The organism is Stappia indica (assembly GCF_020177335.1).
GTDB classification, from domain to species: Bacteria; Pseudomonadota; Alphaproteobacteria; order Rhizobiales; family Stappiaceae; genus Stappia; species Stappia indica_B.
The window spans coordinates 35,009-60,626 of the sequence record NZ_JAIVMG010000004.1; the positions used below are offsets into that span (position 1 = coordinate 35,009).

Annotated in this window: 20 protein-coding genes; 6 read left to right on the forward strand and 14 right to left on the reverse strand. The window is 67.0% G+C overall.

The genetic code is table 11. The features are described from left to right. Positions 1–132 precede the first annotated feature (132 nt). The gene (locus LC062_RS07165; RefSeq protein WP_224910361.1) at positions 133–1,419 is read left to right on the forward strand and encodes a UDP-N-acetylglucosamine 1-carboxyvinyltransferase; all 1,287 of its coding nucleotides are present in this window, start codon (positions 133–135) and stop codon (positions 1,417–1,419) included. A 95-nt stretch (positions 1,420–1,514) separates the two neighbouring features. Here LC062_RS07165 and LC062_RS07170 read toward each other — a convergent pair whose 3' ends face one another. The 9 genes from LC062_RS07170 to LC062_RS07210 all read right to left on the reverse strand — a co-directional run bounded on the left by LC062_RS07170 (position 1,515) and on the right by LC062_RS07210 (position 11,361). Beyond that, positions 1,515–2,810, reverse strand: coding sequence for an amidase family protein (locus tag LC062_RS07170; RefSeq protein WP_224910362.1), 1,296 nt, complete (start codon positions 2,808–2,810; stop codon positions 1,515–1,517). 21 nt (positions 2,811–2,831) lie between these two features. After that, on the reverse strand, positions 2,832–3,509 hold the full coding sequence (locus LC062_RS07175) for a DUF2848 domain-containing protein (RefSeq protein WP_224910363.1): 678 nt from the start codon (positions 3,507–3,509) through the stop codon (positions 2,832–2,834). A gap of 123 nt (positions 3,510–3,632) precedes the next feature. Beyond that, complete coding sequence (locus tag LC062_RS07180; protein ID WP_224910364.1) at positions 3,633–4,913, reverse strand: TRAP transporter large permease; 1,281 nt, start codon at positions 4,911–4,913, stop codon at positions 3,633–3,635. Then, entirely contained in the window at positions 4,910–5,464 is a 555-nt protein-coding gene (locus tag LC062_RS07185; protein WP_224910365.1) for a TRAP transporter small permease subunit, read from the reverse strand. The genes LC062_RS07180 and LC062_RS07185 overlap by 4 nt, the downstream gene beginning before the upstream one ends. 28 nt (positions 5,465–5,492) lie before the next feature. After that, entirely contained in the window at positions 5,493–6,545 is a 1,053-nt protein-coding gene (locus LC062_RS07190; RefSeq protein WP_224910366.1) for a TRAP transporter substrate-binding protein, read from the reverse strand. 24 nt (positions 6,546–6,569) lie between these two features. Then, entirely contained in the window at positions 6,570–7,427 is an 858-nt protein-coding gene (locus tag LC062_RS07195; protein WP_404829695.1) for a putative hydro-lyase, read from the reverse strand. Between the two features lie 86 nt (positions 7,428–7,513). Then, the gene (locus tag LC062_RS07200) at positions 7,514–8,419 is read right to left on the reverse strand and encodes a LysR family transcriptional regulator (protein WP_224910368.1); all 906 of its coding nucleotides are present in this window, start codon (positions 8,417–8,419) and stop codon (positions 7,514–7,516) included. A gap of 97 nt (positions 8,420–8,516) precedes the next feature. Next, entirely contained in the window at positions 8,517–10,490 is a 1,974-nt protein-coding gene (gene htpG / locus LC062_RS07205; protein WP_224910369.1) for a molecular chaperone HtpG, read from the reverse strand. 118 nt (positions 10,491–10,608) lie between these two features. Next, a complete protein-coding gene (locus LC062_RS07210; protein WP_224910370.1) occupies positions 10,609–11,361 on the reverse strand; it encodes a glycerophosphodiester phosphodiesterase family protein in 753 nt (250 codons plus the stop codon). Positions 11,362–11,562: 201 nt separating this feature from the next. Here LC062_RS07210 and LC062_RS07215 point away from each other — a divergent pair, with 201 nt between their 5' ends. The 3 genes from LC062_RS07215 (at position 11,563) to LC062_RS07225 (ending at position 16,527) form a co-directional block, all read left to right on the forward strand. Continuing rightward, positions 11,563–13,743 (forward strand): caspase family protein, encoded by a 2,181-nt coding sequence (locus LC062_RS07215; RefSeq protein WP_224910371.1) that lies wholly within the window; start codon positions 11,563–11,565, stop codon positions 13,741–13,743. A 63-nt stretch (positions 13,744–13,806) separates the two neighbouring features. After that, positions 13,807–15,768, forward strand: a complete 1,962-nt coding sequence (locus LC062_RS07220) for a CHASE2 domain-containing protein (RefSeq protein WP_224910372.1) — start codon at positions 13,807–13,809, stop codon at positions 15,766–15,768. Between the two features lie 21 nt (positions 15,769–15,789). Beyond that, positions 15,790–16,527 (forward strand): hypothetical protein, encoded by a 738-nt coding sequence (locus LC062_RS07225; protein ID WP_224910373.1) that lies wholly within the window; start codon positions 15,790–15,792, stop codon positions 16,525–16,527. A gap of 10 nt (positions 16,528–16,537) precedes the next feature. Here the strand turns inward: LC062_RS07225 and LC062_RS07230 are convergent, their stop codons facing one another. The 3 genes from LC062_RS07230 to LC062_RS07240 form a co-directional block, all read right to left on the reverse strand. Continuing rightward, positions 16,538–17,776: an MFS transporter gene (locus LC062_RS07230; RefSeq protein ID WP_224910374.1), complete on the reverse strand. Its 1,239-nt coding sequence runs from the start codon at positions 17,774–17,776 to the stop codon at positions 16,538–16,540. Positions 17,777–17,895: 119 nt separating this feature from the next. Beyond that, on the reverse strand, positions 17,896–19,995 hold the full coding sequence (locus LC062_RS07235) for a 3-hydroxyacyl-CoA dehydrogenase NAD-binding domain-containing protein (protein ID WP_318246098.1): 2,100 nt from the start codon (positions 19,993–19,995) through the stop codon (positions 17,896–17,898). A 121-nt stretch (positions 19,996–20,116) separates the two neighbouring features. Beyond that, positions 20,117–21,502: an MmgE/PrpD family protein gene (locus LC062_RS07240; RefSeq protein WP_224910376.1), complete on the reverse strand. Its 1,386-nt coding sequence runs from the start codon at positions 21,500–21,502 to the stop codon at positions 20,117–20,119. Positions 21,503–21,813: 311 nt separating this feature from the next. Here LC062_RS07240 and LC062_RS07245 point away from each other — a divergent pair, with 311 nt between their 5' ends. Then, the gene (locus tag LC062_RS07245) at positions 21,814–22,149 is read left to right on the forward strand and encodes an FKBP-type peptidyl-prolyl cis-trans isomerase (RefSeq protein WP_224910585.1); all 336 of its coding nucleotides are present in this window, start codon (positions 21,814–21,816) and stop codon (positions 22,147–22,149) included. Between the two features lie 79 nt (positions 22,150–22,228). Here the strand turns inward: LC062_RS07245 and LC062_RS07250 are convergent, their stop codons facing one another. Together LC062_RS07250 and LC062_RS07255 are read right to left on the reverse strand one after the other, a co-directional pair. Continuing rightward, positions 22,229–22,855 carry a CDP-alcohol phosphatidyltransferase family protein gene (locus LC062_RS07250; RefSeq protein WP_224910377.1) on the reverse strand — a complete coding sequence of 209 codons (627 nt, stop codon included), beginning with the start codon at positions 22,853–22,855 and terminating at the stop codon, positions 22,229–22,231. A 53-nt stretch (positions 22,856–22,908) separates the two neighbouring features. Further along, entirely contained in the window at positions 22,909–24,471 is a 1,563-nt protein-coding gene (locus tag LC062_RS07255; RefSeq protein ID WP_224910378.1) for a xylulokinase, read from the reverse strand. A 156-nt stretch (positions 24,472–24,627) separates the two neighbouring features. Here LC062_RS07255 and LC062_RS07260 point away from each other — a divergent pair, with 156 nt between their 5' ends. Beyond that, entirely contained in the window at positions 24,628–25,608 is a 981-nt protein-coding gene (locus LC062_RS07260; protein WP_224910379.1) for a stealth conserved region 3 domain-containing protein, read from the forward strand. Positions 25,609–25,618 lie beyond the last annotated feature (10 nt).

Here is a 25,618-nt window from a genome sequence, read left to right on the forward strand (position 1 = left end):
GCCATAGCGCGCCCGCGCCGTGCGATCCGGTGCGAAACCCCACGCCAGGGCAACCGGCGTTTGCCGTTTGCCGGATTGTCGATTAGGAAGCGTTCAAGCTTTTTTGCCCCTGCCACCTGGAGGCCCAGCTGCATGGCCGATCTGATTGTCGACGGCGGACAGCCGATTGCCGGAACCGTCACGCCGTCCGGAAACAAGAATGCCGTTCTCCCGATGCTGTGCGCGACACTGCTGACGGATGAAGCGGTGACGCTGGAAAACGTCCCCGAAATCAGCGACGTGGACAAGATCCTCGCCTATTTCGAACGGATGGGATCGTCCGTGACCCGCGCCGACGACGGCGCGACGCTGACGATCCAGCACGATTTCACTGCCTTTCGCGATGCCCGCGCCGACCTGCCGCTCGGCATCCGCTCGGCCGTGCTGCTGCTTGCTCCGGTGATGGTGCGCACCGGCGCGCTGCGCTTTGACACCGACGCCAAGGGCTGCGCGCTGGGTCTGCGCGAAATCGATCCGCATCTGGAGATCCTGGAGCAGTTCGGCAGCCGCATCGTCAACAATCAGCCTTATGACATCCGGCTGGAGGCGGCGATCACCGGCCAGGAGATCTGGGCCGATTACGCATCGGTGACCGCGACCGAGACCTTCGCCATGATGGCGGCCACCGCTTCGGGCACCTCGACCCTGATGAACGCCGCCTCCGAACCACATGTGCAGGCGCTGTGCGAGATGCTGCTCGCCATGGGCGCGCGGATCAAGGGTCTGGGCACCTCGCGGCTGGAGATCACCGGCGTCGACCGGCTTTCCGGCACCCGCGCCCGGGTGCCGGACGATCATCACGAGGTGGCGACGTTTCTGGCCATCGGCGGGGTCACCGGCGGACGGCTGACGGTCAACACCGACGTCACCGCGCATATGACGCTGATCCTGCGGCAGTTCGCCAAGCTGGGGCTGCAGTTCGAGACCACCGACCATTCGATCACCGTCACCGGCTGGACCCGGGAAATCGCCCGTCCCTACACCCGGGAAATGCTGCCGAAGATCGAGGCCGCGCCCTGGCCCTATTTCCCCGCCGATCTCTTGCCCCAGGCCATTGGCGTGGCCGTCGGCTGCAACAGCGAGATCATGTTCTGGAACAAGATCTATGAGGGCGCGCTCGGCTGGAGTTCGGAGCTGCTGAAATTCGGCGCCCGGGTGCACCTGTCCGACCCGCACCGGCTGATCGTCTTCGGCGGCAATTCGCTGCGCCCGGCCGAGGTGGAGGCCCCCTACATCATCCGTGTGGTGCTCGGCCTGTTCCTCGCCGCGATCCAGGCGGACGGCCAGTCGACCATCCGCAACGCCGATCCGATCCGCCGCGCTCATCCGCGCTTCGTGGAAAAGCTCACCGAGCTTGGCGCGCAGGTTCGCTGGGCCTGAGATGCGCCGGGCCTGAGGTCGAAAACCAAAATGGGACGGCGCGCTACCGCCCGCCGTCCCATGTCTTGATACCCAACAGTTTTCTGTGCGGGCCGCTATTTCCCGGCGAGATCCGCGTCGAGCCGCGCCGCGACCGCCAGCAGCGCCGCATCCCGGCCATTGACCGACCCGACCATCAACGCCCCGACGTGTTCGCCGGTCGCCGGCGCCGCCCCGTCGCGCGTCGGCATCGACAAGGCGCAGGCATCGGCGAGATTGAGCAACGAGGTGTTGCGCAGCATCGCCGCGTTGAGCTGGTCGAAATTCGCTTCCGTCTCGGCAATCGTCGGCGCCCGGCGCTGCAGCGTCGGCGCGATCATCGCGTCGAAGCCGGCGAGCGCCTCGGCGAACCGGGCAACCACCTCGCGGCGCGCCTGATAGGCGGCCTGCACCTCATCCTCGCCGACGGTCTCGGAAAAGCGGATGCGGGCGAGGACGCGCGGATCGCCGACGGTCTCAAGCTCTTGCAAATGCGCCCCATAGATCCGGTGCGCCTCCACCGAGACGAGGATGCGGTTGAGCCCGATCGCCGCCTGCAGGAAGCCAAGATCGACCGGCACCAGCTCATGACCGGCGGCGGCAAGCCGCCGGGTCACCGCATTGAAATGCGCCTGTGCCCAATCGTCGAGATCGGTGGTAAAGGCATTCTCCGGCACGGCGAGGCGCAGGCGCCCGGAGGCCGGCGCGCCCGAAGCCTCACCGTCCTCGCTCATCACCTTGTAGGCGGCGAGCATGGTGGCGAAGTCCCGCGCCAGCGGCCCGGCCGTGTCGAACGAGGCGGCGAGCGGGTGAACGCCGTCGAGCGGCACCTTGCCCTGGCTCGGCTTGAAGCCGTACAGCCCGTTGATCGCGGAAGGGATCCGCACCGAGCCGCCGGTGTCCGTGCCAAGCGCCAGATCGCACAGCCCCAGCGCCACGCTGACACCGCCGCCAGAGGTCGACCCGCCCGGGATCCGGTCGGCGTCGAAGACATTGCCCGGCGTGCCGTAATGCGGGTTGAGCCCGACGCCTGAATAGGCGAATTCGCTCATGGTCGTGCGGCCGAAGGGGACCGCCCCGGCGGCCTTGATCCGCGCCACCACCGGGCAACCGGCCTCAGCCGGCGCCCGCTCGCGCAAGAGCTTCGAGGCTGCGGTCGTGCGCGCGCCCTTCTCGTCGTAAAGATCCTTCACCGACACCAGCAAGCCGGCCAGCGGCAATGCGGTGGCGGAGGCCGCGATCCGCGCGTCAGCCTCGGCCGCGTCGGCCAGAATCCGCTGTGGATCGAACTCGGTGAACAGCCGCCCGGCGGCCTCGCCCAATGCCTCGACCCGGGCAATCGCCGCCCGTGCCTTGTCGACACATGCACTCATGGTCTTACTCCCGGTTTCGCCTCAGGACACCACCGGCAGCGACCTGATCTCGTAACTGTGCGCGATGCTGCGGCCCAGCACCGGATCCGTCAACTCCATGCGGAACGCTTCCGCCGGACGCACACCGCCGATGGCGCCGAGCGTGCCGCACAGCATCGCCGCCGCCTGCCCCGACGCGGCCATCACCTCAAGCCCGGCACCTTCGATCAACTGCGCAAGCGGGCGAATCGAGGCCAACGTGCCTTCCTGATAAAGGGTCCAGTCCGGCGCGCCCTCCTCGCGGATCCAGGAGCGCAGCTCCAGCCCGTCGAGGCGGTCCGCCACCTCCGAGAGGCGCCACAGATCGCGTGCCACCGGCTTGGCGCAGGCCTGCTTGGACAGGGCGACGGAGAAGACTTCAAGGTCGCGGTCGGTGTGGTCGGAGGCAAGGCCGAGATAGATCTCGCCGCCGTCGATGACGATCAGCGGCTCCACCTCGCCGGAGCTGCCGCCGCCCACCACCTGAATTTCCTGCTCGCGGGTCAGAAGCCCGGCGGACACCCGATAGTAGAGCGGCACGGTCGAGGGCGGGGCGACGCCAAGGGCGGCGAGCTCATCGATGTGATGCTGGATCGCCGCCGGATCGCGGCCGGTCCACCCGGCGACGATCACATTGCCGGTGTCGCAGCTGATCAGCTTGTCATCGCAAAGAAAATCCATGTCGAACCTCGGTCACCAACAAAGGGAGAGGCGCCCTCGGCTCCCTCTCCCTGTTTCAGGAATTCGGAAGACCGGGCTTCCCCGCAAGCACATGGCGGGAAAGCCCGGAAGCGGCGGACCGCGTCAGAAGTGATCGGGCAGGTAGAGGGCGAGCTCGGGCACCAGCACCAGCATCGCCACCATCGCCAGCATCACCGCCACGAACGGGATCGTCCCCAGCATCACGTCGGAGAACTTGCCGGACTTGCGCGCGCCCTGGACCACATAGAGGTTGAGCCCGACCGGCGGCGTGATCAGCGCCATTTCCACCAGCACGATCATCAAGATACCGAACCACACCTTGTCGAAGCCGAGCCCGGCCATGATCGGCACCACGATCGGGATCGTCGCCACCATCAGCGACAGGGTCTCGATGAAGAAGCCAAGCACGATGTAAAGGCCGATGACGACAAGAAGGGTGCCGAAGGGCGACAGGTTGAGCCCGGTCAGAAGATCCTGAAGGTCCCGGCCAAGCCCGGCCGAAGCCAGGGTGAAATTCAGGAAATAGGCGCCGGTGATCACCAGCATGATCATCGCCGTGATGCGCACGGTGCCCAGCAGGCTGTCGCGCATCATCTGCAGCGAGACACCGCGATTGGCGGCGGCGATGGCAAGCGCGATGGCCACGCCGACAGCCGCCGATTCCGTCGGTGTCGCCCAGCCGGCATAGATCGATCCGATCACCGCCACGAACAGCAGCATAATCGGCAAGAGCTGGATCAGGCTGGCGAACCGCTCGCCCCAGGAGAACGACCGGCTGACCCCGCCCAGCGACGGGCGAAGGGTGCACAGGACCGCCGTCACCAGCATGAACACCAGCGCCATCAACAGACCGGGGATCAGCCCGGCGAGGAACAGACGCGGGATCGAGGTTTCGGTCAGGAAACCATAGACGATCAGGTTGATCGACGGCGGAATGAGAATTCCGAGCGTGCCGCCGGCGGCAATCGCGCCGGAAAACAGCTTCGGATCGTAGCCCAGCTTTTCCGCCTGCGGCATCGCCACCGTGGCGACCGTCGCCGCCGTGGCCACCGAGGAGCCGGAGGTGGCCGAGAACATGGTCGCGGTGCCGATATTGGCGTGGATCAACCCACCCGGCAGCCAGGAAAACCACTTGTCGAGCGAGGCATAGGTGCGCTCGGCGATGCCGCCGCGCACCAGGATCTCGCCCAGAAGCACGAAGAACGGAATGGCAATCAGGGTGGAAGAATTCGACGCCGACCAGACCACCTGACCGAGACCGCGCATCAGGGGAAACGGCGAATAGAACTGGTCGATGCCGAAGCCGAGCAGGAACAGGACGATGCCGACCGGGATCGACAGGGACAACAGCCCAAGCAGGGAAAACGCGACGCTCCAGATCATTTGCCCGCCTCCAGATCCGCCTCGGACACGGTGCCGATCATCCTGTCGACCCCCGCGAAATCACGCCGGAACAAAAGGATCGCGGCGAGCAGCACCAGAATGCAGGAGGACACCGCGAACCAGACCCAGCCGGAGAACCAGACCGCCTGCGGGATCCACAGGGGCGTTTCCAGCGGCGTGTTGGCGCGCGAGCCGCGCGTCAAGGTCTTTTCCAGAACGGGCCAGGACTTCATGGCGATCAGCGTCACCGTGCCGGCCATCACCGTCATGGCGAAGAGATCCATCAGCGCCCGGCCGCCCTGGCGCAGTTGCAGCCGGATCAGGTCGATGCGCACATGGGCAAGCTCCGTCAGGGCGTAAGAGAGCCCCCAGCTTGCCAGCCCGGCCATCACATAGCCGGAGATTTCATCCGAGCCACCAAAGGACAGCGCGAACTGTCGCAAGGTGATGTCGAGGATGACAAATCCCGCGGTGACAAGCAGCACGACGCCGGTTGCCACCGCGAGGGCATGGTTGATGCGGCGGAGGGCCGCAAGGGTCTGGGCGATCATGATGCGACCTCCGCCTCTGGTTGCTGGATCAGTTCAGCGGAATCTGGACGCCGACCGTCTTGCCGACGCTCTCGTTCCAGCGCTTGGCCCAATCCGCACCGGCGCGCTCCGCCCATTCCGGCAGAACCGTCTCGGTCAGGATCTTGCGAGCCTTGGCGGTGTCCGCATCATTCGGCGCGACCAGCTTCATCGACGCCGGCTTGCCCATGGAGCATTCACCGTTGCCGGTGAGGCAGGCAACGTCGGTCGCCAGCGAGCCGGTGGCGGTCGCCCAGGCCGGAGCCTCGAATTCGGCCGCGACCTTGGCGGAGATCATCGCCTTGGTGTCATCGGACAGGCTGTCCCAGCGGTCCATGTTGACGGCGGTCACCACCGGATCCCAGCCGCCCAGCGGCAGGGTCATCAGCGTGTCGGAGACTTCCCACCAGCCGGCGCTGTAGCCCGAACCGGAACCGGTGACGGCGCAATCGATGACACCGCGCTCCAGCGCGCCCGGCACTTCGGAGAAGGCCACGTTGACGCCTTCCGCGCCCAGCGCTTCCAGGAACTTGGTGGTCATGCGGCCGGAGCCACGGATCTTCTTGCCGGCAAGATCGTCGAGCGAGCCGATATCGCCCTTGCAGAACACCACCTGCGGCGGATAGGGCGCGATCGCCAGCACCTTCGCGTTGAAGCGATCCTTGAAGATATCCTCGACCATCGGCCGGGCGGCCTCGACCATCGCCTTGGCCTCGGCCGGGGTGGTGGCGACCAGCGGCACATCGAGCCCTTCCAGCTCCGGCGCATCGCCGACCGCATAGTCGGCGACCGTCATGCCGATGTCGAACACGCCATCGCCGAGCATGCGGTAAACATCGCCGCCCTTGATGCCCATCTGGTCATGGGTGGTCATCTGCACGGTGATCTCGCCGCCGGAAGCGTCCGGCAGGGTCTTGGTCCAGAACGGGGTCTCGAACTGCTTGTGCAGCGGCAGGCTGCTCCAGCTGCCGACCACGGACAGTTCTTCGGCCAGCGCCGGCGAAACCGCCAGAAGCACCGTGGCGGCCGAAGCGGCAAGCGTATCGCGAATGGTGCGTGTCATGATGTAGATCTCCTCCAGTTGGGTTCAGTTCGACGTGGTACCGGCGGGACCAACCCCGCCAATCGAGAATTCGGCGGCATCCGCCGACAGATCGCTGACCAGCATCAGACCCGGCTCATGGGTAATGGCCAGATCCGGCGCCGCGTTGCGCAGGGCCAGTTGCGGCGTCACCCCGCAGGCCCAGAACACCGGCACGTCGCCAGGCTCCAGCACCGGCGGATCGCCGAAATCGGGTTTGGCGAGATCCTTGATGCCAATCTCCGCCGGATCGCCAAAATGCACCGGCGCGCCATGGGCCAACCGGTAGCGGTCGGACAGGAGCACCGCCTGGATCGCGTCCGCCGGGCGAAAGGCGCGCATCGACACCACCACCGGACCGTGGAACGGACCAGAGGGCGCGGTCTCGATCGAGGTCGCGTACATCGGCACGTTGCGCCCGGCATCCATGTGCCGCAGCGGGATGCCGGCCCGCGCGATGGCGTCTTCGAAGGAGAACGAACAGCCGAGCACGAAGGTCACCAGATCGTCGCGCCACACATCGCCAAGGTCGGCCACCGAGCGGTACCCCGCCTCGCCGGCACGGAACACGCGGTAGCCGGGCAGATCGGTGCGGATGTCGAGATCTGCCCCGAGTGCGGGAATGCGCGGATCGCCCGGCTCGGACACGCCGATGATCGGGCAGGGCTTGGGATTCTTCTGGCAAAAGCGCAGGAAATCGCCGGCATGGCTGCTCGGCAGGATGGCGAGGTTGCCCTGAAGCGCGCCGGGGGCAAGGCCGGTGGTGGAGCCGGTGAAACGGCCCTCGCGGATCAAACGACGCAGCGCGACAGGGCTGAGATCGCGCAGCCCATCCTGAACAGCGGCAGGTGATTCCAGCGTCATGCTCACAGGCATATCCGTCCTTCTCCTTATGGGAAGGACAGGATCATCAGCCGTAATGATATTGTCAAGTGATCGTTATAAGATTTTTACGATCTATTATCAGCATCAAATTGATCGCAGTGCCGTACGGCCGAGGCCACCACTTCCCCCACCTCCCGGTTCCGTTCCGGCATGTAGGCAACAACGAAGCGCAGCGCGCTCGGGCGTGCTTCCTCCACCACCGGCAGCGGCTTGATGCGCGCGCCCACCCCCTTCGCCTCGGCCATCCGCACCGGCAGGACGCCGATGCCGAAACCATCGCCGACAAGGTGGATCACCGTGGACAGCGAGGCCGAGCCGTGCAGATCCGCCGGCGGCAGCCCCGGCGCGGCAAGCATCACCTCAAGCTCCCGATAGGGCGGCGTGTGCTTGGGAAAGGTGACGATGGGGCGCGCCACCAGTTCCTCCAGCGTCTGCGGACGGTCGGGCAGCTCCATCTCCCGCGAACAATACCAGCCGAGCGCCAGCGGCCGGATCGGCATCACCGTCGCCCCGGGCGGCACGCAATCGGCCAGGAGGATCGCCACATCCAGCCCATCGTCCACGAGCGCTTCGCGCAATTGCCGCGAGGTATCCACCAAGAGCTCGAACCGGACCTGCTGATGCTCCGCCTTCAGCCGGTTGAGCAAGGGGCTGAGGATGGTATGGACGATGGTTTCGGCAACGCCGATGCGGATCGTCCCGGAGAGCCCGCCCTTGTGGGTCATCTGCTGGACGATATGATCCCGCGCGGCCACAAGCCGTTGGGCTTCCTCCAGAAACCGCCGACCGGCCGGGGTCAGGCGGACCTGTCGCCGCCCCCGGTCGAACAGCGGCACGCCAAGGCGTTTTTCCAGCGCCTGGATGCGGTTGGAGATCGCCGATTGCGACAGGCCGAACTTCAGCGCCGCCGCCCGGAAGCCACCGGCCCGGACGATGTCCTGGAGGATCTCGATGTCTTTCAGTTCGAACATGGCATCCTCCCTGTCGCCATCCGCCAGCCCTCCCCGGCCTGCATCATCGTGGGGCACGCGCCGGCGAACGGCCCGCGCCCCACCTTGAGCCCTGGGATCAGGCCAGACCCCGCTGCATGACGCTCGCCAGCCGGCGGGCAAAGGCCGCCGCATCGCTCGGCGCCTCGCCATCGAGGATCAGCGCCTGATCGAACAGCAGGAACGCCATGTCGGCAAGATCGTCCTTGCTGCCTTCCGCGCCGAGCCGGCCGGACAGCGAGGTCACCAGCGCATGCTTCGGATTGAACTCCAGCACCGGTGCGAACATGCCCGCGCCCGCCCCTTTCTGCCGCGCCATCAGCTTTTCAAGCTGCCGGTCCGGACCATGCTCGGGCGCCACCAGACAGACCGGGCTTTCCGACAGACGGGCCGAGGCCCGCACATCGGAGACCTTGTCGCCGAGCGTCTCCTTGAGGAAGGCGGTCACCAGGCCGATATCCGTGGCGCCCGCGCCCTGCTTGTCGGCCTCGGCCTTGTCCGCATCCGTGCTTTCCGCCGGGATCTCGTCGAGCGCCGCCGCCCCTTGGGTCACCGACTGGAACGGCTTGCCCTCGAAGCCCTGCACCATCTGGATCCAGAACGCATCGACCGGATCGGCCAGATACAGAACCTCGACCCCGCGCGCGCGGAAGCCTTCCAGATGCGGGCTGGAGGCGATCGCCTCCTGGCTCGCGCCGGTGGCGTAGAAGATCTGGGTCTGGTTCTCCTTCATCGCGCCGACGTAATCGGCCAGCGAGCGCCAGCTGGCGCCATTGTCGGCGCTGGAGCGGAAGCGTACCAGCTCCAGCAGCTTGTCGCGCCGCTCCGCATCCTCATAAAGACCTTCCTTCAGCACCGGGCCGAAACTCTCCCAGATGGCGTTGAAGGTCTCCACATCGTTCTTCGCCAGCTTCTGCAACTCGGAGAGGATGCGGTTGGTCACGCCCTTGCGGATGGACTCCAGCACCGGGTTGGTCTGCAGCATCTCCCGCGACAGGTTGAGCGGCAGATCGGCGGAATCGATCACACCGCGGGCAAAACGCAGCCACGCCGGCAACAGGTCGATGTCATCGGCGATGAACACCCGGCGGACGTAGAGCTTGACCCGCCCCTTGCGGTCGGGATCGAACAGGTCGAACGGTGCCATCGACGGCAGGAACACCAGCACCGAATATTCGTGCCGGCCCTCGGCCCGGTAGTGCAGGGTCAGCGCCGGATCGTCGAACTGACCGGAGACATGGCCGTAGAACTCCTTGTACTCCTCCTCGGAGATGCCAGATTTCGGCCGGGTCCAGAGCGCCGTGCCATCGGCCAGTTGCCGCTCCTCGGTACCGCCCTCGGCGGCCGCGCCGTTGTCCTCGCCTGCCGTCGCCTCCTTCGGCGCCAACAGCACGATCGGCACCGGCACATGCGCCGAATAGGCCCGGACGATGCGCTCGATCTTCGCCGGCTCGGCATACTCGGCCGCGTCCTCCTTCAGATGCAGCACCACCCGGGTGCCGCGCGCGGGCGCAGCATCCAGCTCCACTGGCTCGATGGAAAAGGCGCCAAGCCCGTCCGACCGCCAGCACCAGGCCGTGTCCTCGCCAGCGGCACGGCTGATCACCTCCACCTCGTCGGCCACCATGAAGGCGGAGTAGAAGCCGACACCGAACTGACCGATCAGCGCCGAGCCGTCCTTGTTGTCGCCCAGGCTGTCGATGAAGGCGCGGGTGCCGGAGCGGGCGATGGTCCCGAGATTGGAGACCATCTCCTCCCGGCTCATGCCGCTGCCATTGTCGGCGACGATCAACAGGCGCTTGTCCTTGTCCGCTTCCAGCCGGATCGCGAAATCCGGATCGTCCCGGGTCAGCTCCGGGCGGGTGACCGCCTCATGGCGCAGCCGCTCGCAGGCATCGGCCGCGTTGGAGACCAGCTCGCGCAGGAAGATGTCCTTGTTGGAATAGACCGAGTGCACCATCAGGTGCAGCAAGCGCGCCACCTCGGCCTGAAAGGCATGGGTCTCCGGCGCGCTGGCATCGGTGGTGGCGGTGGTGTTTTCGCTGCTGCTCATGGGTCCTGATCTTGCTCCCTGTTTGACTGTGGACGGTCCGGCGGTGATCCGGGCGGCAGACATATTGTTCCGGCCGGCGCCGGAATCAAGCATTCCCATAGTCAGGCATCGCGCGGGGTCACCACACGCCTTCTTCCTGCGCGACACGCTTCAGCACCGATGGCCGGTCCGTGACGATGCCGTCCACCCCGAGCCGGATCAGCCGGCGCATCTCCGCTTCCTCGTCGATGGTCCACACATGCACCGCAATGCGCCGCACCCGGCAGTGACGAAGAAACCCGGGCGTCACCAGCGGGATGCCGTATTTTCGCAAGGGCACCTGGGCACAGTCCACATCCGGCGTCGGAAATGGCAGGTGCCAGGAGCCGAATTTCAGCGCCGCAACGCCTTTCGGACCGGAGCTGAGACAGACCGCCGGCCCTAGCGCCGCCCGCGCGGCCCTCAAGCGCCGGTCGGAGAAGGAGGCGACGCAAACCCGGTCAAGACAGTCCAGTTTGCGCAACAGATCAAGGGTCGGCGCCAACGCCTGATCGGTCTTGATGTCGATGTTGAAGCGCATCTCGGGCCAGGTCAGCAGCGCCTCTTCCAGCGTCAGCAGCGGTTCGCCGCCACCGATCCTGACCGCATGCAGGGCCGAGAATGGAATCTCCGACACCACCCCGCGCCCGTCGGTGGTGCGCTCCAGCGTGTCGTCGTGGAACACGACAACCACCCCGTCGGAGGACGCCTGCACGTCGATCTCGATGAAGCTGTAGCCGAGCGCGGCCACCGCCGCGAAGGCCTGACGGCTGTTTTCCGGGTTTTCCAACCCGCCACCGCGATGGGCAAGGGCGGCGAAGCGGTGATCCGCGAGATAGGGATGGATCGCCATCGGTCAGTCTTTCGCCTGTTCGGCACGGTCTGTCATCATCGCTCCGTCCACCTCGCGCGCGCATCTTCGGCGATCGTCGGGACCAAGGGCAAGGCCTGCCGGCACACCGTCCCCGAGATTGAGGGAAACGCGAAGCCGGGGTCGAATTTCGCGCCAAGGTATGAAATTCTGCCCAAACATCAACGCCGCCGGGACATGATCATGCGCCTTGCCTCCGCCCTTCGCCTTCTCCTGTCCGTCTTCGCCCTGTCGGCGGTGCTGGCCAGCGGCGCCCTTGCCGCCGAGCGGCATGCGCTGGTGGTCGGCAATGCCGATTATGACAGCGCCACGCTGACGCCGCTGAAAAACCCGGCGAATGACGCGGCCCTGATCGCCGATTCTCTGAAATCCGCCGGATTCGACGTGACCCTGGTGCTGAATGCGGATCTGCGCGGCATGAAACGGGCGGTGCGCGCCTTCACCGACAAGCTTTCCGCCGCCGGCGATGGCAGCCTGGCCGCCGTCTACTACTCCGGCCACGGGTTCGAGGCCGGCGGGCGCAACTATCTGGCGCCCTTGAAGGCTGACCTGCGCGACGAGGTCGATGCGGAATTCGAGGCCCTGTCCGTCGACTGGCTGCTGTCCACCGTCGAGGCAGCCCATGGCGGTGCCAACATCGTCATTCTCGATGCCTGCCGCAACACCGCGCTGACCCGCTCGGTCGGCGGCACCGCCGGCGGTTTCACCTTGCTGCAGAGCACGCCGCGCGGCAGCTTCATCTCCTTCGCCACCGCGCCCGGCAGCACCGCAACCGATGGCAGCGGCCTCAACAGCCCCTATACGGCGGCCATCGCCGAGGAGATCCTCGTTCCCGGCAGCAGCGTCGAGGCGGTGTTCAAGAAGGTGCGCCAGCGGGTGGTCGCCGCCACTGATGGCGAACAGGTGCCCTGGGACCATTCCTCCCTGACCGCCGATATCGTGCTGTTGCCCGCCGGCGAGCCCCGGACGGCGGAGGCCGGCAACGCCGACGCCTCTGGCAACTCTGGCAAGGTCAGCGCCGTCCGGCTGGAATTGCAGCTCTGGAACGACGTCAAGGACAGCGGCTCGGCCGAACAGCTTCAGGCCTATCTCGACCGCTATCCGCAAGGGGCCTTCGCCGCCCTCGCCCGCGACCGGCTGGCAAAGGCGAGGACCGGCACCGGCGGCGAGGTGGAACGGCTGTTCGCCCAGCTCGCCAGCCGCTCGCTGATTGTCGACACACCGACACAGCCGCATGAATTCTACGCCAACGCCCGCCTGCGCGAACTCAAGGGCGACTACCCGAAGGCGCGGCAGGACTATCTGAAATACTTCGCCTTCGGCATGCCGCAGGTGGACCCGCATCTGCGCTTTCAGGCAGTGCTGAAGATCCAGGAGGGGCGCGCCGGCGCCCGCGAGGTCTACCGCGCCCTGTCGCAGGGCCGACGCGACCCAACCACCCTCTTCGCCGAGATCCTGCTGCAAGACCGCGAGGAGCGGGTGCGCCGGCTGACCGCCTTCACCGAAGCCGAACCGGAGTTCACCCCCGCCCTTTATGCCCTCAGCCTCGACTATTCCCAGGCCCGCCTCGGCCAGCAGTCGCTCGCCGACAAGACCCGGGAGGCCGAGCTTCTGACCCGTTTCATGAAAGGCGTCGAGGACGGCCGTTTCCTTGGCTATTACATCGATCAGCAAATGGCGGCGGAACAGCTTGAGGACGCCCGCACCCGGCTCGCCGCCCTGTCGGTGATGAACTCGGCCATTGCCCGCAATCCGGTCACCCTCAACGCCATGCGTTCCAACCAGGGCTGGATGCTGACCCTGGCCATCGCCGACCGCGCCCGCGAGATCTTCATCCGCCTGCCGGACGGCGAATTCCGCTCCACCGGCTTCGTCTCCGGCGCTCTCGACCCGACCACCGGACAGCCGGTTCCCTATCCCGCCTTCGAGCTGCCCGGCACCGCCAGTAAGACCAGCATCGAGGTGAAATATCTCGATATTCGCGGTGAGACCCAAGGCCCCTTTACCCTTTCCTTCAACCCGGCCTCGGCCCTGGTGGCCGGCCAGAAGGACATTCTCGAACGCATGTCCTCCGCCTGGCTGAGCTACCGCGACTGGGACGGCAAGCTGCTGGTCTATTTCACCCATCTGATCAGCTACCGCTGCGCCATCTCCGAGGTGCGCTACGGCATCGACAGCGACACGCCGGACAAGACCTTCCCCGTCGGCGCCTGCGATCCGGACAATCCCCACGCGATCCCCGACAAGGGGCCGGGCTCGGAGGTGCAAACCAACGTCCCGAAGGCGACGCGCTATATCTCCGTTCAGCTTACCTACGCCGACGGCACCCGCTCCGAGGTCAAGCGTTTCGATGTACCACGCTGACACGCGCCCGGATCCGCGCCCCGCGCCGTTGATGGTCGCCCGCCTCCACGGGCCGGCTTTGCGGTGAGCGCGCCCCTCGCCCCGCCCCTGCGCTCACGGCTGCGGCTCTTGCGCCAGGCGCTCATCGCCGCCTGTGTTGCGGTGCTGCTGGCCCTCCCGCTCGGTGCCCGGCTCGATCCGCTGATCGGCGACCTTGTCACCGCCGGCCTCGGCCCGCATCCTTCCGCGTCAGAGCGGGACCGGATTGTCGTCGTCGCCATCACCGAGGACACGCTCGCCGGTTTTCCCTATCGCTCGCCCATCGACCGGGGCTTTCTGGCCGCGCTGATCGAACGTCTGGACAGGGCCGGCGCGCGGGCCATCGGCATCGACATCCTGTTCGACCAGCCCAGCGAGGTGGAAAAGGACGAACGCCTGTTCGCCGCCATTGACGCGGCCAGCGCGCCGGTGGTGCTGGCCGCCGCCCGCAGCCGCGACGGGCTGACCGAGCGGCAGGCGGCCTATGTCGCCGCCCATGTGCTCACCCGCCGCGCCGGCCTGATCGTGCTGGAGCGGGACGAGATCGACGGCATCGTGCGCCACCTGCCCCGCCCGCGCGGCCGGGAGGAGACGCCGATCCCCGGCTTTGCCGAAGCGCTGACAACGGCGACCGGCGCCAGCGCCGGCACCGAAGCCGCATCGGGCCGCATTCTCTATGCGCCCAGCCCACCGGGCGCCCCGGACTTCGCCCTCTATCCGGCCCATGCGGCGGCTCTGTTGCCGGATGACTGGTTTGCCGGGAAATACGTTCTGATCGGCACGGATCTGCCGGATATCGACCGCCATCCGACACCGCTTGGCACGGCGGCCGGCAGCGCCGCCGGCACCCGGCCGGGCATTGTCATCCACGCCCATATCCTGGCGCAGATGCTGGCTGGCATCGCCTTGCCGACCCTGCCGGCACTGGCCGCGCCTCTGCTTGCCGCCCTGGCCGCGCTGGCAAGTGCCCTCTTGTTCAGCCTGCCGGGCTCGCCGCGCCTGCATTACCTGCTGCTCGGTTTCGGACTTGTCCTTTCTGGCGCCGCAAGCTGGGTGCTGGTTCGCAGCGGGACCCTGCTGCCGCCGCTCGTCGCCCCGACCCTCGCGGCCATCACCTCGGCCCTCACCTTGTCGCTGTGGCGCTGGATCGCCGACCGGGCGGACCGGGCGTTCCTGCGCACCGCCTTTTCCCACTATGTCAGCCCGGCGGTGGTCAGGCGCCTTGCCTCCGGCGATCTCAAGCTGGCGCTCGGCGGCGAAAAACGCGAGGTCACCTATCTCTTTACCGATCTGGAAGGCTTCACCGGCCTGTCGGAGCAGCTGCCGCCTGCCGTGCTGGCCGGTCTGCTCAACGAATATCTCGACGACATGTGCCGGCTGATGACCGATCACGGCGCCACCATCGACAAGATCATCGGCGATGCGGTGGTCGGCTTCTTCGGCGCGCCCGATGCCAACCCGGAGCAGGCCCGCCATGCGGTGGAGCTGGCGCTGGCCATCGATGCCTTCGCGGAAGATCATCGCCGCCAGCTCGCCGCCCGGGGCATCGCCCTTGGCGTCACCCGCATCGGTATCCACCGGGGCGAGGCGGTGATCGGCAATTTCGGCGGCAGTCGTTTTTTCGACTACACCGGCATCGGCGACACGGTGAACACCGCCGCCCGGCTGGAGGGCGCCAACCGCTATCTCGGCACGCGCATCTGCGTCAGCGAAACGGTGGCCAGCGCCGCGCCGGACCTGAGCTTCCGCCCCGCCGGCGAATTGGTGCTGAAGGGGCGGAAGACCCCGCTTGCCTGCTTTGAACCGCTGCCGCCGGACAGGGCGGACAGCGATGTCACCAAGGCCTATAAGGCGGCCTTCGGCCTGATGCGCGACAAATCGGATGCGGCAACCGCCGCCTTCGAGGCCGCCCTTTGCCTTGCCCCGGACGACCCGCTGACCCGTCTCCACGCCACACGCTTGCGGGCCGGAGAGGAAGGCGCAACACTCGTGCTTGCCGGCAAGTGATCCATGAAAGGTGAGACCCGGATGCACCGCTTTCTTCGCTTCTGTCTCCTTATCCTCGCGCTCCTGCCACTACCGGCCATGGCGTCGGAGTTGCTCGTCATCGCCGTCAGCGGCCCGGCGGCGCCGCTGGAACCCGGCCGGTCGGTCGATCCTGGCGAAACACTGACCCTTCCGACCGGCGCGCGGATCACCCTCCTCAAGCAGGACGGCACCATGCAGACGCTTCAAGGCCCCTTCTCCGGCACACCCGGAGACAGTGCCGCAACGACGGCCGGGACGGCGAAAAGCGGCACCTTCGCGGCGCTGAAGACCTTGCTCGGCGACACCGACGCCCGCTCCACCGTTCTCGGTGCGGCCCGGGCCGGCGCCGGCGACTTGCCCGCCCCTCCGGGCATCTGGCACCTGAGCACCGACAGTTCCGGCCCACGCTGTACCGATGGCACTGCGCTGGTCCTCTGGCGCCGCGATCCCGCTGAGGCCCTGTCCGTGTCCGCCCGCAGCGAGGACGCCCGGGTCAAGGGGCTCGACTGGCCCGCCGGAGAGGCGGCCTTGACGCTTCCGGATGAGTTCGCGAACAGCGAGGGACGGTTGGCGATCTCGCTCGGTGGCACCTTGCGCGACCTCACCCTGATCCGGCGACCGGAAGCGCTGGCGGACGCCGCGCCCGGCGCCCTGCTGTCCTGGCTGACGGAGAAGGGCTGCAACCGGCAGGCGCTGGCGCTGATCGACCGGGTGCATGCCGGAGCGCCGCTCGACTGAGCGGCGCGGCTCAGGCGAGCGCGGGTTGCGGCCGGCGGGTCCGCAGCAAAATGAACGCCATGACGGCGATGTTCATGAGGTTCCAGGCGATGCCATTGAGGAACGCCGCCTGATAGGAGGCGGTCAGGTCATAGATCCAACCGGACATCCAGCCGCCCAGCGCCATGCCGACGATGGTCGCGGTGATCACCGTGCCGACCCGCTGTCCCGCCTCGCGCGCCGGCAGGTATTCACGCACGACGATGGCATAGCTGGAGACGATGCCGCCCTGGGACAGGCCGAAGATCAGCGAAACCATGTAGAGCGAGGCCAGCCCGTCGTAGGGAATGTAGAGCAGCAGGGCGAGGCATTGCAGCACCGCGCCGAGCAGCAAGGTCGGCACCCCGCCGATCTTGTCGGCAAGAAGGCCCGACAAGAGCCGGCTGGCAATCCCGCCGAAGAGCATCAGCGACAGCATTTCCGCGCCCCGCGCCACCCCATAGCCCAGGTCGACGCAATAGGCGACGATATGCACCTGCGGCATCGACATGGCGACGCAGCAGCCAAGACCGGCGGCGATCAGCAGCGCCTGCAGCGCACCGGGCGACAAGGCGACCTTGCGCGACGGCCCGTCGCTGATCGGCGTCAGATCCTGCGGATTACGCAGAGCCGAGGGCGGTGGCCGGCGCAAGAGAAAAGCCGCCGGAATGAGAAGGGCGAGACAGATCAGCCCGGCGACGAAATAGGCCGTGCGCCAGCCATGATCCTCGATGATTGCCTGAAGCAGCAAGGGCCAGAGCGCGCCGGCGAAATAATTGCCCGAGGCGGTCGCAGCCACCGCAAGCCCGCGCCGGCGGGCAAACCAATGCGACACATCGGCCAGGAGCGGCCCGAAGGTTGCCGCCGAGCCAAAGCCGATCAGCCCCCCTTGTATCACCGCAAAGAGCAGCAGGGATTGGGCCTGAGACGCCAGCAGCAATCCTGACCCAAGCGCTGCCGAGGAGATCGCCAGCGGAAAGGTCACCCCGTAACGGTCGACGAAACGGCCGATCAAGAGGTTGCCGGTGGCAAAGCCGATCATGGTGGCGGTGTAGGGCAGCGAGGCATCGGCCCGGTCGACACCGAACTCCGCCTCCACCCCCGGCAGAACAACGATCACCGACCACATGCCGACCCCGCCGACCGTGGCCAGGAGCAGCGACAGGATCAGCCGTGCCCAGGCATAGCCGCTGTCGACGCCGCCGTTCCAGAACCCTGTCGTCTCCCGCATGACATGCGTCCCCGGTCGCGCCCAGAAGGCGACTTCAATCCAGCCTCTTCTCAACTACAACGCGCAGGAGGGCTTGGCAATCGCGGCCGCCCCGAACAGGCCGGGCCGGCCCTGCCTCGTCAGGCGCTCTTGTTCAGATCGGCGAAGGTCTCGCCGCGCTCCGCCAGATCGACCAGCAGCCGGGCAGGCGCCCAGAAATACGGGTCTTCCTCAGCGAAGCTCCGCAGATCAGCCAGGATGGTGTCGAGACCGATTGTATCGGCATAATGCATCGGTCCGCCGCGCCAGCGCGGGAAGCCATAGCCGGACAGCACGGTCACATCCACATCCAGCGGCCTGAGGGCAATGCCCTCCTCCACGATCTTCGCCGCCTCGTTGATCATCGCCGCCATGTAGCGCCGCAGGATCTCCGCGCTGTCGAAGCTGCGCGGCACGATCCCCTTCTCGGTCCGCTCGGCGGCAATGATCGCCTCCACGTCCGGATCCGGGGTGCCACGCCGCGCGCCTTCCTCGTAAAGATAATAGCCCCGGCCGGTCTTCTGGCCGAACCAGCCCCGCTCGCACAGCCGGTCGGCGACCCCGACCACCCGCTCGCGCGGATCGCGGGTCGCGGCCCGGCGCTTGCGCCCGGCCCAGGCGATGTCGAGGCCGGCCAGATCGCTGACGGCGAACGGCCCCATCGGGAAGCCGAAGGCCACCAGCGCCGCGTCGATTTCATAAGGGCTCGCCCCATCCTCGACCATGTAGTCGGCGGCCTTGCGGTAGGCGTTCAACAGCCGGTTGCCGATGAACCCGTCACAGACACCGGCGCGCACGGCGATCTTCTTCAGCTTCCTGGCCAGCGCGAAGCCGGTCACCACCACATCCGCCGAGGTCTTTTCCCCGACCACCACTTCCAGCAGCCGCATCACATGGGCCGGCGAGAAGAAATGGAAGCCGATCACATCGGCCGGACGGGAGGTGGAGGCGGCAATCTCGTCCACGTCGAGATAGGAAGTGTTGGTCGCCAGGATCGCCCCCGCCCGGCACACCGCATCGAGCCGGGCGAACACCTCCTTCTTGACCGCCATATCCTCAAACACCGCCTCGATCACCAGATCGGCGGTGGCCAGCGCCTCATAGTCGGTGACGGCGGCAAAAGCGTCGGCCAGGAGCGCGTCCCGGCGCGCCTCGCTCATCTTGCCCCGGCGTACGCCGTCGTTCAGCAGCTTTTCCACGAGGCCGCGCGCCCGCTCGGCGCTGTCCGCATCCCGTTCAATGAGCGTGACGGTCAACCCGCCCGCGAGCGCGGCAACCGCAATGCCGCTCCCCATGGTGCCACCGCCGATGATGCCGATCCGGGCAAGCTCGCGCGGGCTCGCCGTGCCCGCTTCCGGGATCTTCGCCACCGCCCGCTCGGCGAAGAAGGCATGAATCAGCCCGGCCCGCTGATCGGAGCCCATCAGTTCGGTGAAGAGCGAGCGTTCCCGCACCAGCCCATCGGCAAGCGGCAGGTCATAGGCCGCCTCGATCGCGTCGATGGCAACCATCGGTGAAAGCTGTCCGCGCGCGCGGCGCGACACCGTCCCGCGCCAGGTGGTGAACAGCTCCGCGTCCTTGGCTCCCGGGTCGATCTCCCCGGTGCGCCGGGCGCGGCACTCCTCCACCAGCAGGCGGCGGGCGAACTCAAGACCGGCGGCCCGCACGTCGTCGCCTTCCGCGACATAATCGACAATGTTGAGCCGATCCGCCTCCTGCGCACCCACCTGGCGCCCGCTGGTGATCAGATCGAGGGCTGCTTCCGCGCCCGAAAGCCGGGGCAGGCGCTGGGTGCCGCCGGCACCGGGCAGAATGCCGAGGGTCACCTCCGGCAGGCCAACCCGGCCACTTTCCAGGATCACCCGGTAGTGACAGCCAAGCGCCACTTCCAGCCCGCCGCCGAGCGCGGTGCCGTGCAGGGCCGCAACCACCGGCTTCTCACTGGCCTCGATCCGGTTGATCACATCCGGCAGGAACGGCTCGGCCATCGGCTTGCCGAACTCGCGAATATCGGCCCCGGCAATGAAGGTGCCGCCTGCCCCGTAGATCACCGCGATCCGCGCCTCTCCATCCTCGGCGAACCGGGCGATGGCCCGGTCAAGCCCGGCCCGCACCGCCTGCGACAGGGCGTTCACCGGCGGATTGTCGACTGCGATCAGGGCGATGCCATCTTCGACGGAATAACGAACCGGTTCGGTCACGGGACTGCCTCCTGGCATGAATTTTCTGTTGGATCTCGTATGCTGCGGCGCATTCTAGGGGCCGCACGCGATGTTTCAATCTTAAAATAATTTCCTCAGGCCCAGCCCGCGCCCCGTCGGCTTACCCTTGCAAGAGCGCCACGAACCCGTCGAGCGGACCTTGCTCCAACCCGTCGACGGCGGCCAGCAACCGGCTCGCCGCTGCCGCCCCAAGCAGAGCCTCCGCCTTGACGGTCAGCTTTTCCCGCGAGACATCGAACGGCACCGGCCGGTCGAGATCCACATGCCGGGAGAGGCTCCGCCCGTCGTTCAGCTCCAGCACGACCCGGGTTTCCAGACTGCCGAACCCGTCTTTCGTCGTCACCTCGACCCGGTCACGCAGGCGCACCAGATCCGCCCGGGTGCAGATGGCATCGGTGTAGGTGGCGAGCGCTGCCGTCGAGCAGCCCGACAGCACCAGCGCGGCAATCAACCGGTAGCTGAATTTCGCTTCAAGGCCGGTGTGCGGTTCGGCGATGTTGCAGACCGCAAGCCAGCGCGGATGCACCTCGATGACCACCCGCGCGATTTGCTCCGGCCGGACCGGCTCCGCCGACAGGAGCTCAGAAAGGGCCTCGATCGCCGCATGGGTTCCGTGACAGCAGGCGTGGAACTTGTACTGCACCCGGGTGAAGCGGTAGTCCCGGCCGAGGCCGTCGACGACATCGACTGCCTGCATTTCCGCGCCCACGCCCCCGCCGGCTCCCGCATGGGTCGCGGCAAAGCCTTGCGCGCAGGCCAGCCCCTCCGGATTGGAGACAAGCCCGAGCGCGGCCAGGGTTGCCGTCTCCACCCCGTTCGCAGCGGCGATCCCGGCATGATAGGGCTTGCCCATGGTGCCGAACTGGGACTTCAACCCGGAGGCCCGGGTGGACACCAGCCCAAGCGCATGGGCGGTCCGCTGCGCATCCAGGCCAAGCAGACGGGCCGAGGCCGCCGCCGCGCCGAAAGCCCCGGCGGTCGCGGTCTGGTGGAAGCCGGCCCGGTAGTGGGCATCCCCCAGCCAGGTCCCCACCCGACAAGCGGTCTCCAGGCCGATGATGAAGGCATCGAGCAGGCCCGCGCCATCCGCGCCGGTCTTTTCCGCCAGCGCCAGCGCCGCCGGCAGGATGGCGACGCTCGGATGGCCGATATAGTCGAAATGGGTGTCGTCATAGTCGAGGGCATGCGCCGTCGCGCCATTGGCGAGCGCCGCCGCCCGCGCCGGCAGGCGGCAACGGCTGCCGACCACCGTTGCCTGCGCCGCCCCGCCCTCTTCCTCCACCATCGTCCGGACGATGGTCGCGACCGGTTCATCCGTGCCGGCAAGCGCCACCGCCGCCCAGTCGAGCAGCGACAGCCGGGCACTGACCCTTGCCTCAGTGGGGATTGCCCTGCGCGGCGTCTCGGCAATGAAAGCGGCAAGGCGGGCACTGATGCCCGTGCCCGCGCCTTCCAGCGGCTCAAGCCTGGGAGACGACCGGGTCATGCGCGCATCTCGGGATCGCGTGGCGAATCAGCTATGCTAAGTGGCGCCTTCAGGCTCGACCGCGCGATATCCTGCGGCAAGGGCCGCATCCGATCCGGTTCCCATGTGGATTTCACGCCGCCTCTCCTCCATTCGTTTACCCTGGTTCGGGTATCGTTCTGGACAGGATGATTGCCCGCGATCACACCTGCAGGCAAGTCACCGCACCACCGAACCGAGCCGCGCTACGGCAGCGCATTTCACACGACGAGGATCCCATGCTGAAACGTTTGATACCCGCCGTCTTTCTCTCGCTCCTGGCGGGCGGGGCGATGGCGGCAGAGCTGAAAGTCACCGATGTTACAGTCGGCACCGGCGCGGAAGCCAGGGCCGGCGGCACCGTGGTGGTGCATTACACCGGCTGGCTGATGGACGGCACCAAGTTCGATTCCAGCCGGGATCGCAACCGCCCCTTCAAGTTCCCGCTCGGCGCCGGCCGGGTGATCCGCGGCTGGGATGAAGGCGTTGCCGGCATGCGCGTCGGCGGCCGCCGCGAGCTGATCATTCCGCCGGAAATGGCCTATGGCGCACGCGGCGCCGGCAATGTGATCCCGCCCAACGCCACCTTGAAATTCGACGTGGAGCTGCTCGGCGTCGAGGGGCAGTAAGCCCCTTCCATCCATCTTGCCCACGCAGATCGGAAGGCCGTTCGGGAAACGGTTGTCCGGTCTGCGATTCTGACGCCTCCTACCGGTCGTCGCCTTCCGCCGCCCGCAACATCATCACCGCCCGGCGTGTCCGCTGCAGCGCGGTGATATGCGCCAGCGCCGAATAGAGGGCGAGCCCGACGATCACCACATCGGACGAGGCGACCAATGACACTGGCACCACCCCGGCGACGATCAGCATCACGCACAGGAAAATCGTCCGCTCCAGCCGCTCGAACAGATCCGGCCAGGCCTCGTTGCTGATCGGCATTTCAATGGCCGTGCGGGCCTTGGCATAGCTGGTGAACACCCCGCCCGAAAGGGCCAGCAGCGCCAGCGCCCAGGCATCGTTGACATAGGCAATCGCCGCCAGCACCGCCAGTTCCTGATAGCGGTCGACCATCGCATCGAAATACCCGCCAGAGCGGGTGCACATGTCTCGCCGCCGCGCCACCGCTCCGTCCAGCGCATCAAAGGCAAAGGAAAACGCCAGCGTAACACCGAAGATCAGCGCATTGCCGTGGAAGGCATAGGCCAGTGAGGTTGCCGCCACCAGCAAGAGACCGGTCGCCGTCACCTGGTTGGGCGTCATGCCGATGCGCACCAGCGGCGTGGACAGGCTCTCCCACAACGGGTCGATATGGCGTTTGAACAGGCCGTCGATCATCGATACTGGTTCCGTTTCCTGGCCGACCGCACGCAGCGCAAATGGCGTGAGGCTCAGCGATAAAGCTTGAGAAGGCGGGAGCGCTGCCGGTCGAGCGCCCGGTAGCGGCTGTCGAGCCGAGCCATGCCCGCCGGCTGCGGATCGTAGCTGCGGGCGGGCAATGCGGAGAGAACCGGGGCAGCTGCCTCGACGCTCTTAAACCATCCGAGCCCGGCGCCGGCGATCACCGCCGCGCCGAGCACGCCGGCGTTACGCGGTTCCCGCACCTCGATCCGCCGCTTCAGTGCATCGGCCAGCGACTGGACGAAATGCGGATTGACCGCCGCCCCGCCGACCAGCGGCATCGGCAGGTCGTTGCGCACGCCCTTTTGCCGCGCGACCTTGGACATGGCCCAGCGCATGTTGAGCGCCACCCCTTCCAGCACCGCACGCAACAGCGCATTGCGGTCATGCTGGACACTGAGCCCGTAGAACACACCGCGCAGCCGGTCGTCATCGACCGGCACCCGCTCGCCGGCAAGCCACGGCACGAACACCGGATCGCTTTCGGACGGCTCGCCGATATCCTCGTAAAGTGCACCCAGCGCCGCATCGCTGTCGCCGGCGGTCTCGCCGGTCAGCCGCGCCGCCCAGGCAAAGGCGGTGCCCGCGCTTTCCTGGGTGGCGATCAGCAGCGGCCGGAACCCGACGCTGCTGGCAATCGTTCCGTAGGAATGAAAGATATCGATCCGCCGGGAAGGGAAAAAGCCGGAGAGCCAGGCGCTGGTTCCAGCATAGGCATGAAGCTCGCCATCCGCCATCGCCCCGGACCCGATGGCCGCCGCGTTGACATCGCCCGCCCCGGCGATGACCGGCAGGCCGGGCGCAAGCCCGAGTTCCACCGCAGCCGATGCGGTCAGACCGCCAACGATGCTGGTGCCATCGACGATCTCCGGCAGCTTGTCGAGCGGCAGCCCGAGCCGCCCGGCAAGATTGGGCGACCAGCCCTCCCGGCCGGGGCGGGTGTCCATCATCCAGGTGAGATTGGCACTGTCCGCCGTCGTCGTGAACCTGCCGGTGGCGCGTGCCAGCAGCCAGTCCTTGACGTCGAGCAGCTTGTGCGAGGCCGCCCAGATCTCAGGCTCGTTCTGCTTGACCCAGAGCATCTTGGCCGGCGGGTCCATTCCATTGTGCGACGGCGCGCCATTGGCGACCCGGGTCCAGGCAAGAAGCTTGTCGAGCCGATAACCGGCGATGGAGGGGAAGCCGCCGTTCATGCGCCGCGACAGGGTGCCGGCGCGCTTGTCCAGCCAGATGATCGCCGGGCGCAAAGGGGCAGCGTCGCGGTTCGTACAGACGAGGCCGCACATCTGGGCGCTGAACACCAGTGCGGCGCAACGCTCGCCAAGGTTCCCGATCCTGGCGGCGAGACCGGCAATGCCGCTGCCGAGCGCGTCCCACCAGTCCTGAGGGTGCTGCTCCGCCTGTCCAGCTGCGGGAAAGGACAGCGGGTAGGAGACCACCTCGCTGGCGATGATCGCAAGCTTTCTGTCCACCGCCGCGAGCTTGACGCCCGAGGTTCCGAAATCGGCGGCGATCACCAGATCGCGCCCCTGCGCCTTAGCCTGTTCGCTCAAGCCCTGTTCCCAACCCGATCGTTTGATTGCTCTTTCGCCGGCCACGGGTTTATAGAGACTTGCAGCCAAAGAGAACAGTCCGCCGCATCATTCATCACACTCCCGCCCGGCTGCGGCGAAGAGCCGGCCCGGGTCGATCTGTCGGAAAGGCGCTCGATGCCGGAAGCCAGCACCGCCCAGCCCCATTCAGCCGAGACCGGAATGGATGTGGTCTACACTTGGGTCGACGACACTTTCTCCGGCTATGCCGAGACCCTGCGCGGCCATGCCAGCGACACAAGGGACCTCAATCCCAACCGCACCCGCGACAATCTCGACCTTCTGAAATATTCGCTGCGCTCACTGGAGAAGAACGCGCCCTTCGTGCGCCGGGTCCATCTTCTGACCTGCCGCCCGCAGGTGCCGGACTGGCTGAACGCCGGGCATCCCGATCTCCGTCTGGTGCATCATGACGAGGTCATGGATCCAGAGATCCTGCCGACCTTCAACTCCTTCGCCATCGTCAGCCACCTGGCGAAATTGCCGGAGCTGTCCGAACGTTTCCTCTATTTCGAGGACGACATGCTCGCCTTCGCGCCGTTCCGGCCGGATGACTTTCTGAATGGGGAGGGCCTGCCCCGGATCTTCGCCAAGGGCCATGACGCGCCGGTGCATGAGAAGCTCAACCCGGAGACTGAAAGCCCCTGGAACCTGGCGCTTGCCACCGCCAATGCCGCGCTAGACCGGACCTTCTCGGAAAAGCGTCGGAAGTTTCTCGCCCATGGCCCTCGGCTGATCGACCGGACCCTGTTCGAACAGATGTGCGCCACCTTCCCGGCGGAGATCGAGGCAACCCGCCGCTCGCGCTTCCGCGCCAATGGCAACGTGCCGCCGGAGTATCTCTACCCGCAGTTCCTCATTGAGACCGGACGGGCGGAACTGGCGACGGCCGCGCAGACCCGCCGCATGACCGGCTATGCGTCGCTGGAAAACATCCTGCCCTGGACCTGGTTCCAACTGGCCCGGCTGGAACGGCGCCGCCCGGCCACGGTCACCCTCAACGACAGCTTCAACGACCGACCCAATCCGCGGGTGGTCGCCTATGTGCGCCGGACGCTGGAGCGCTGGTTTCCAACGCCCTCACGCTTCGAGAAATAAGCATTCCCCT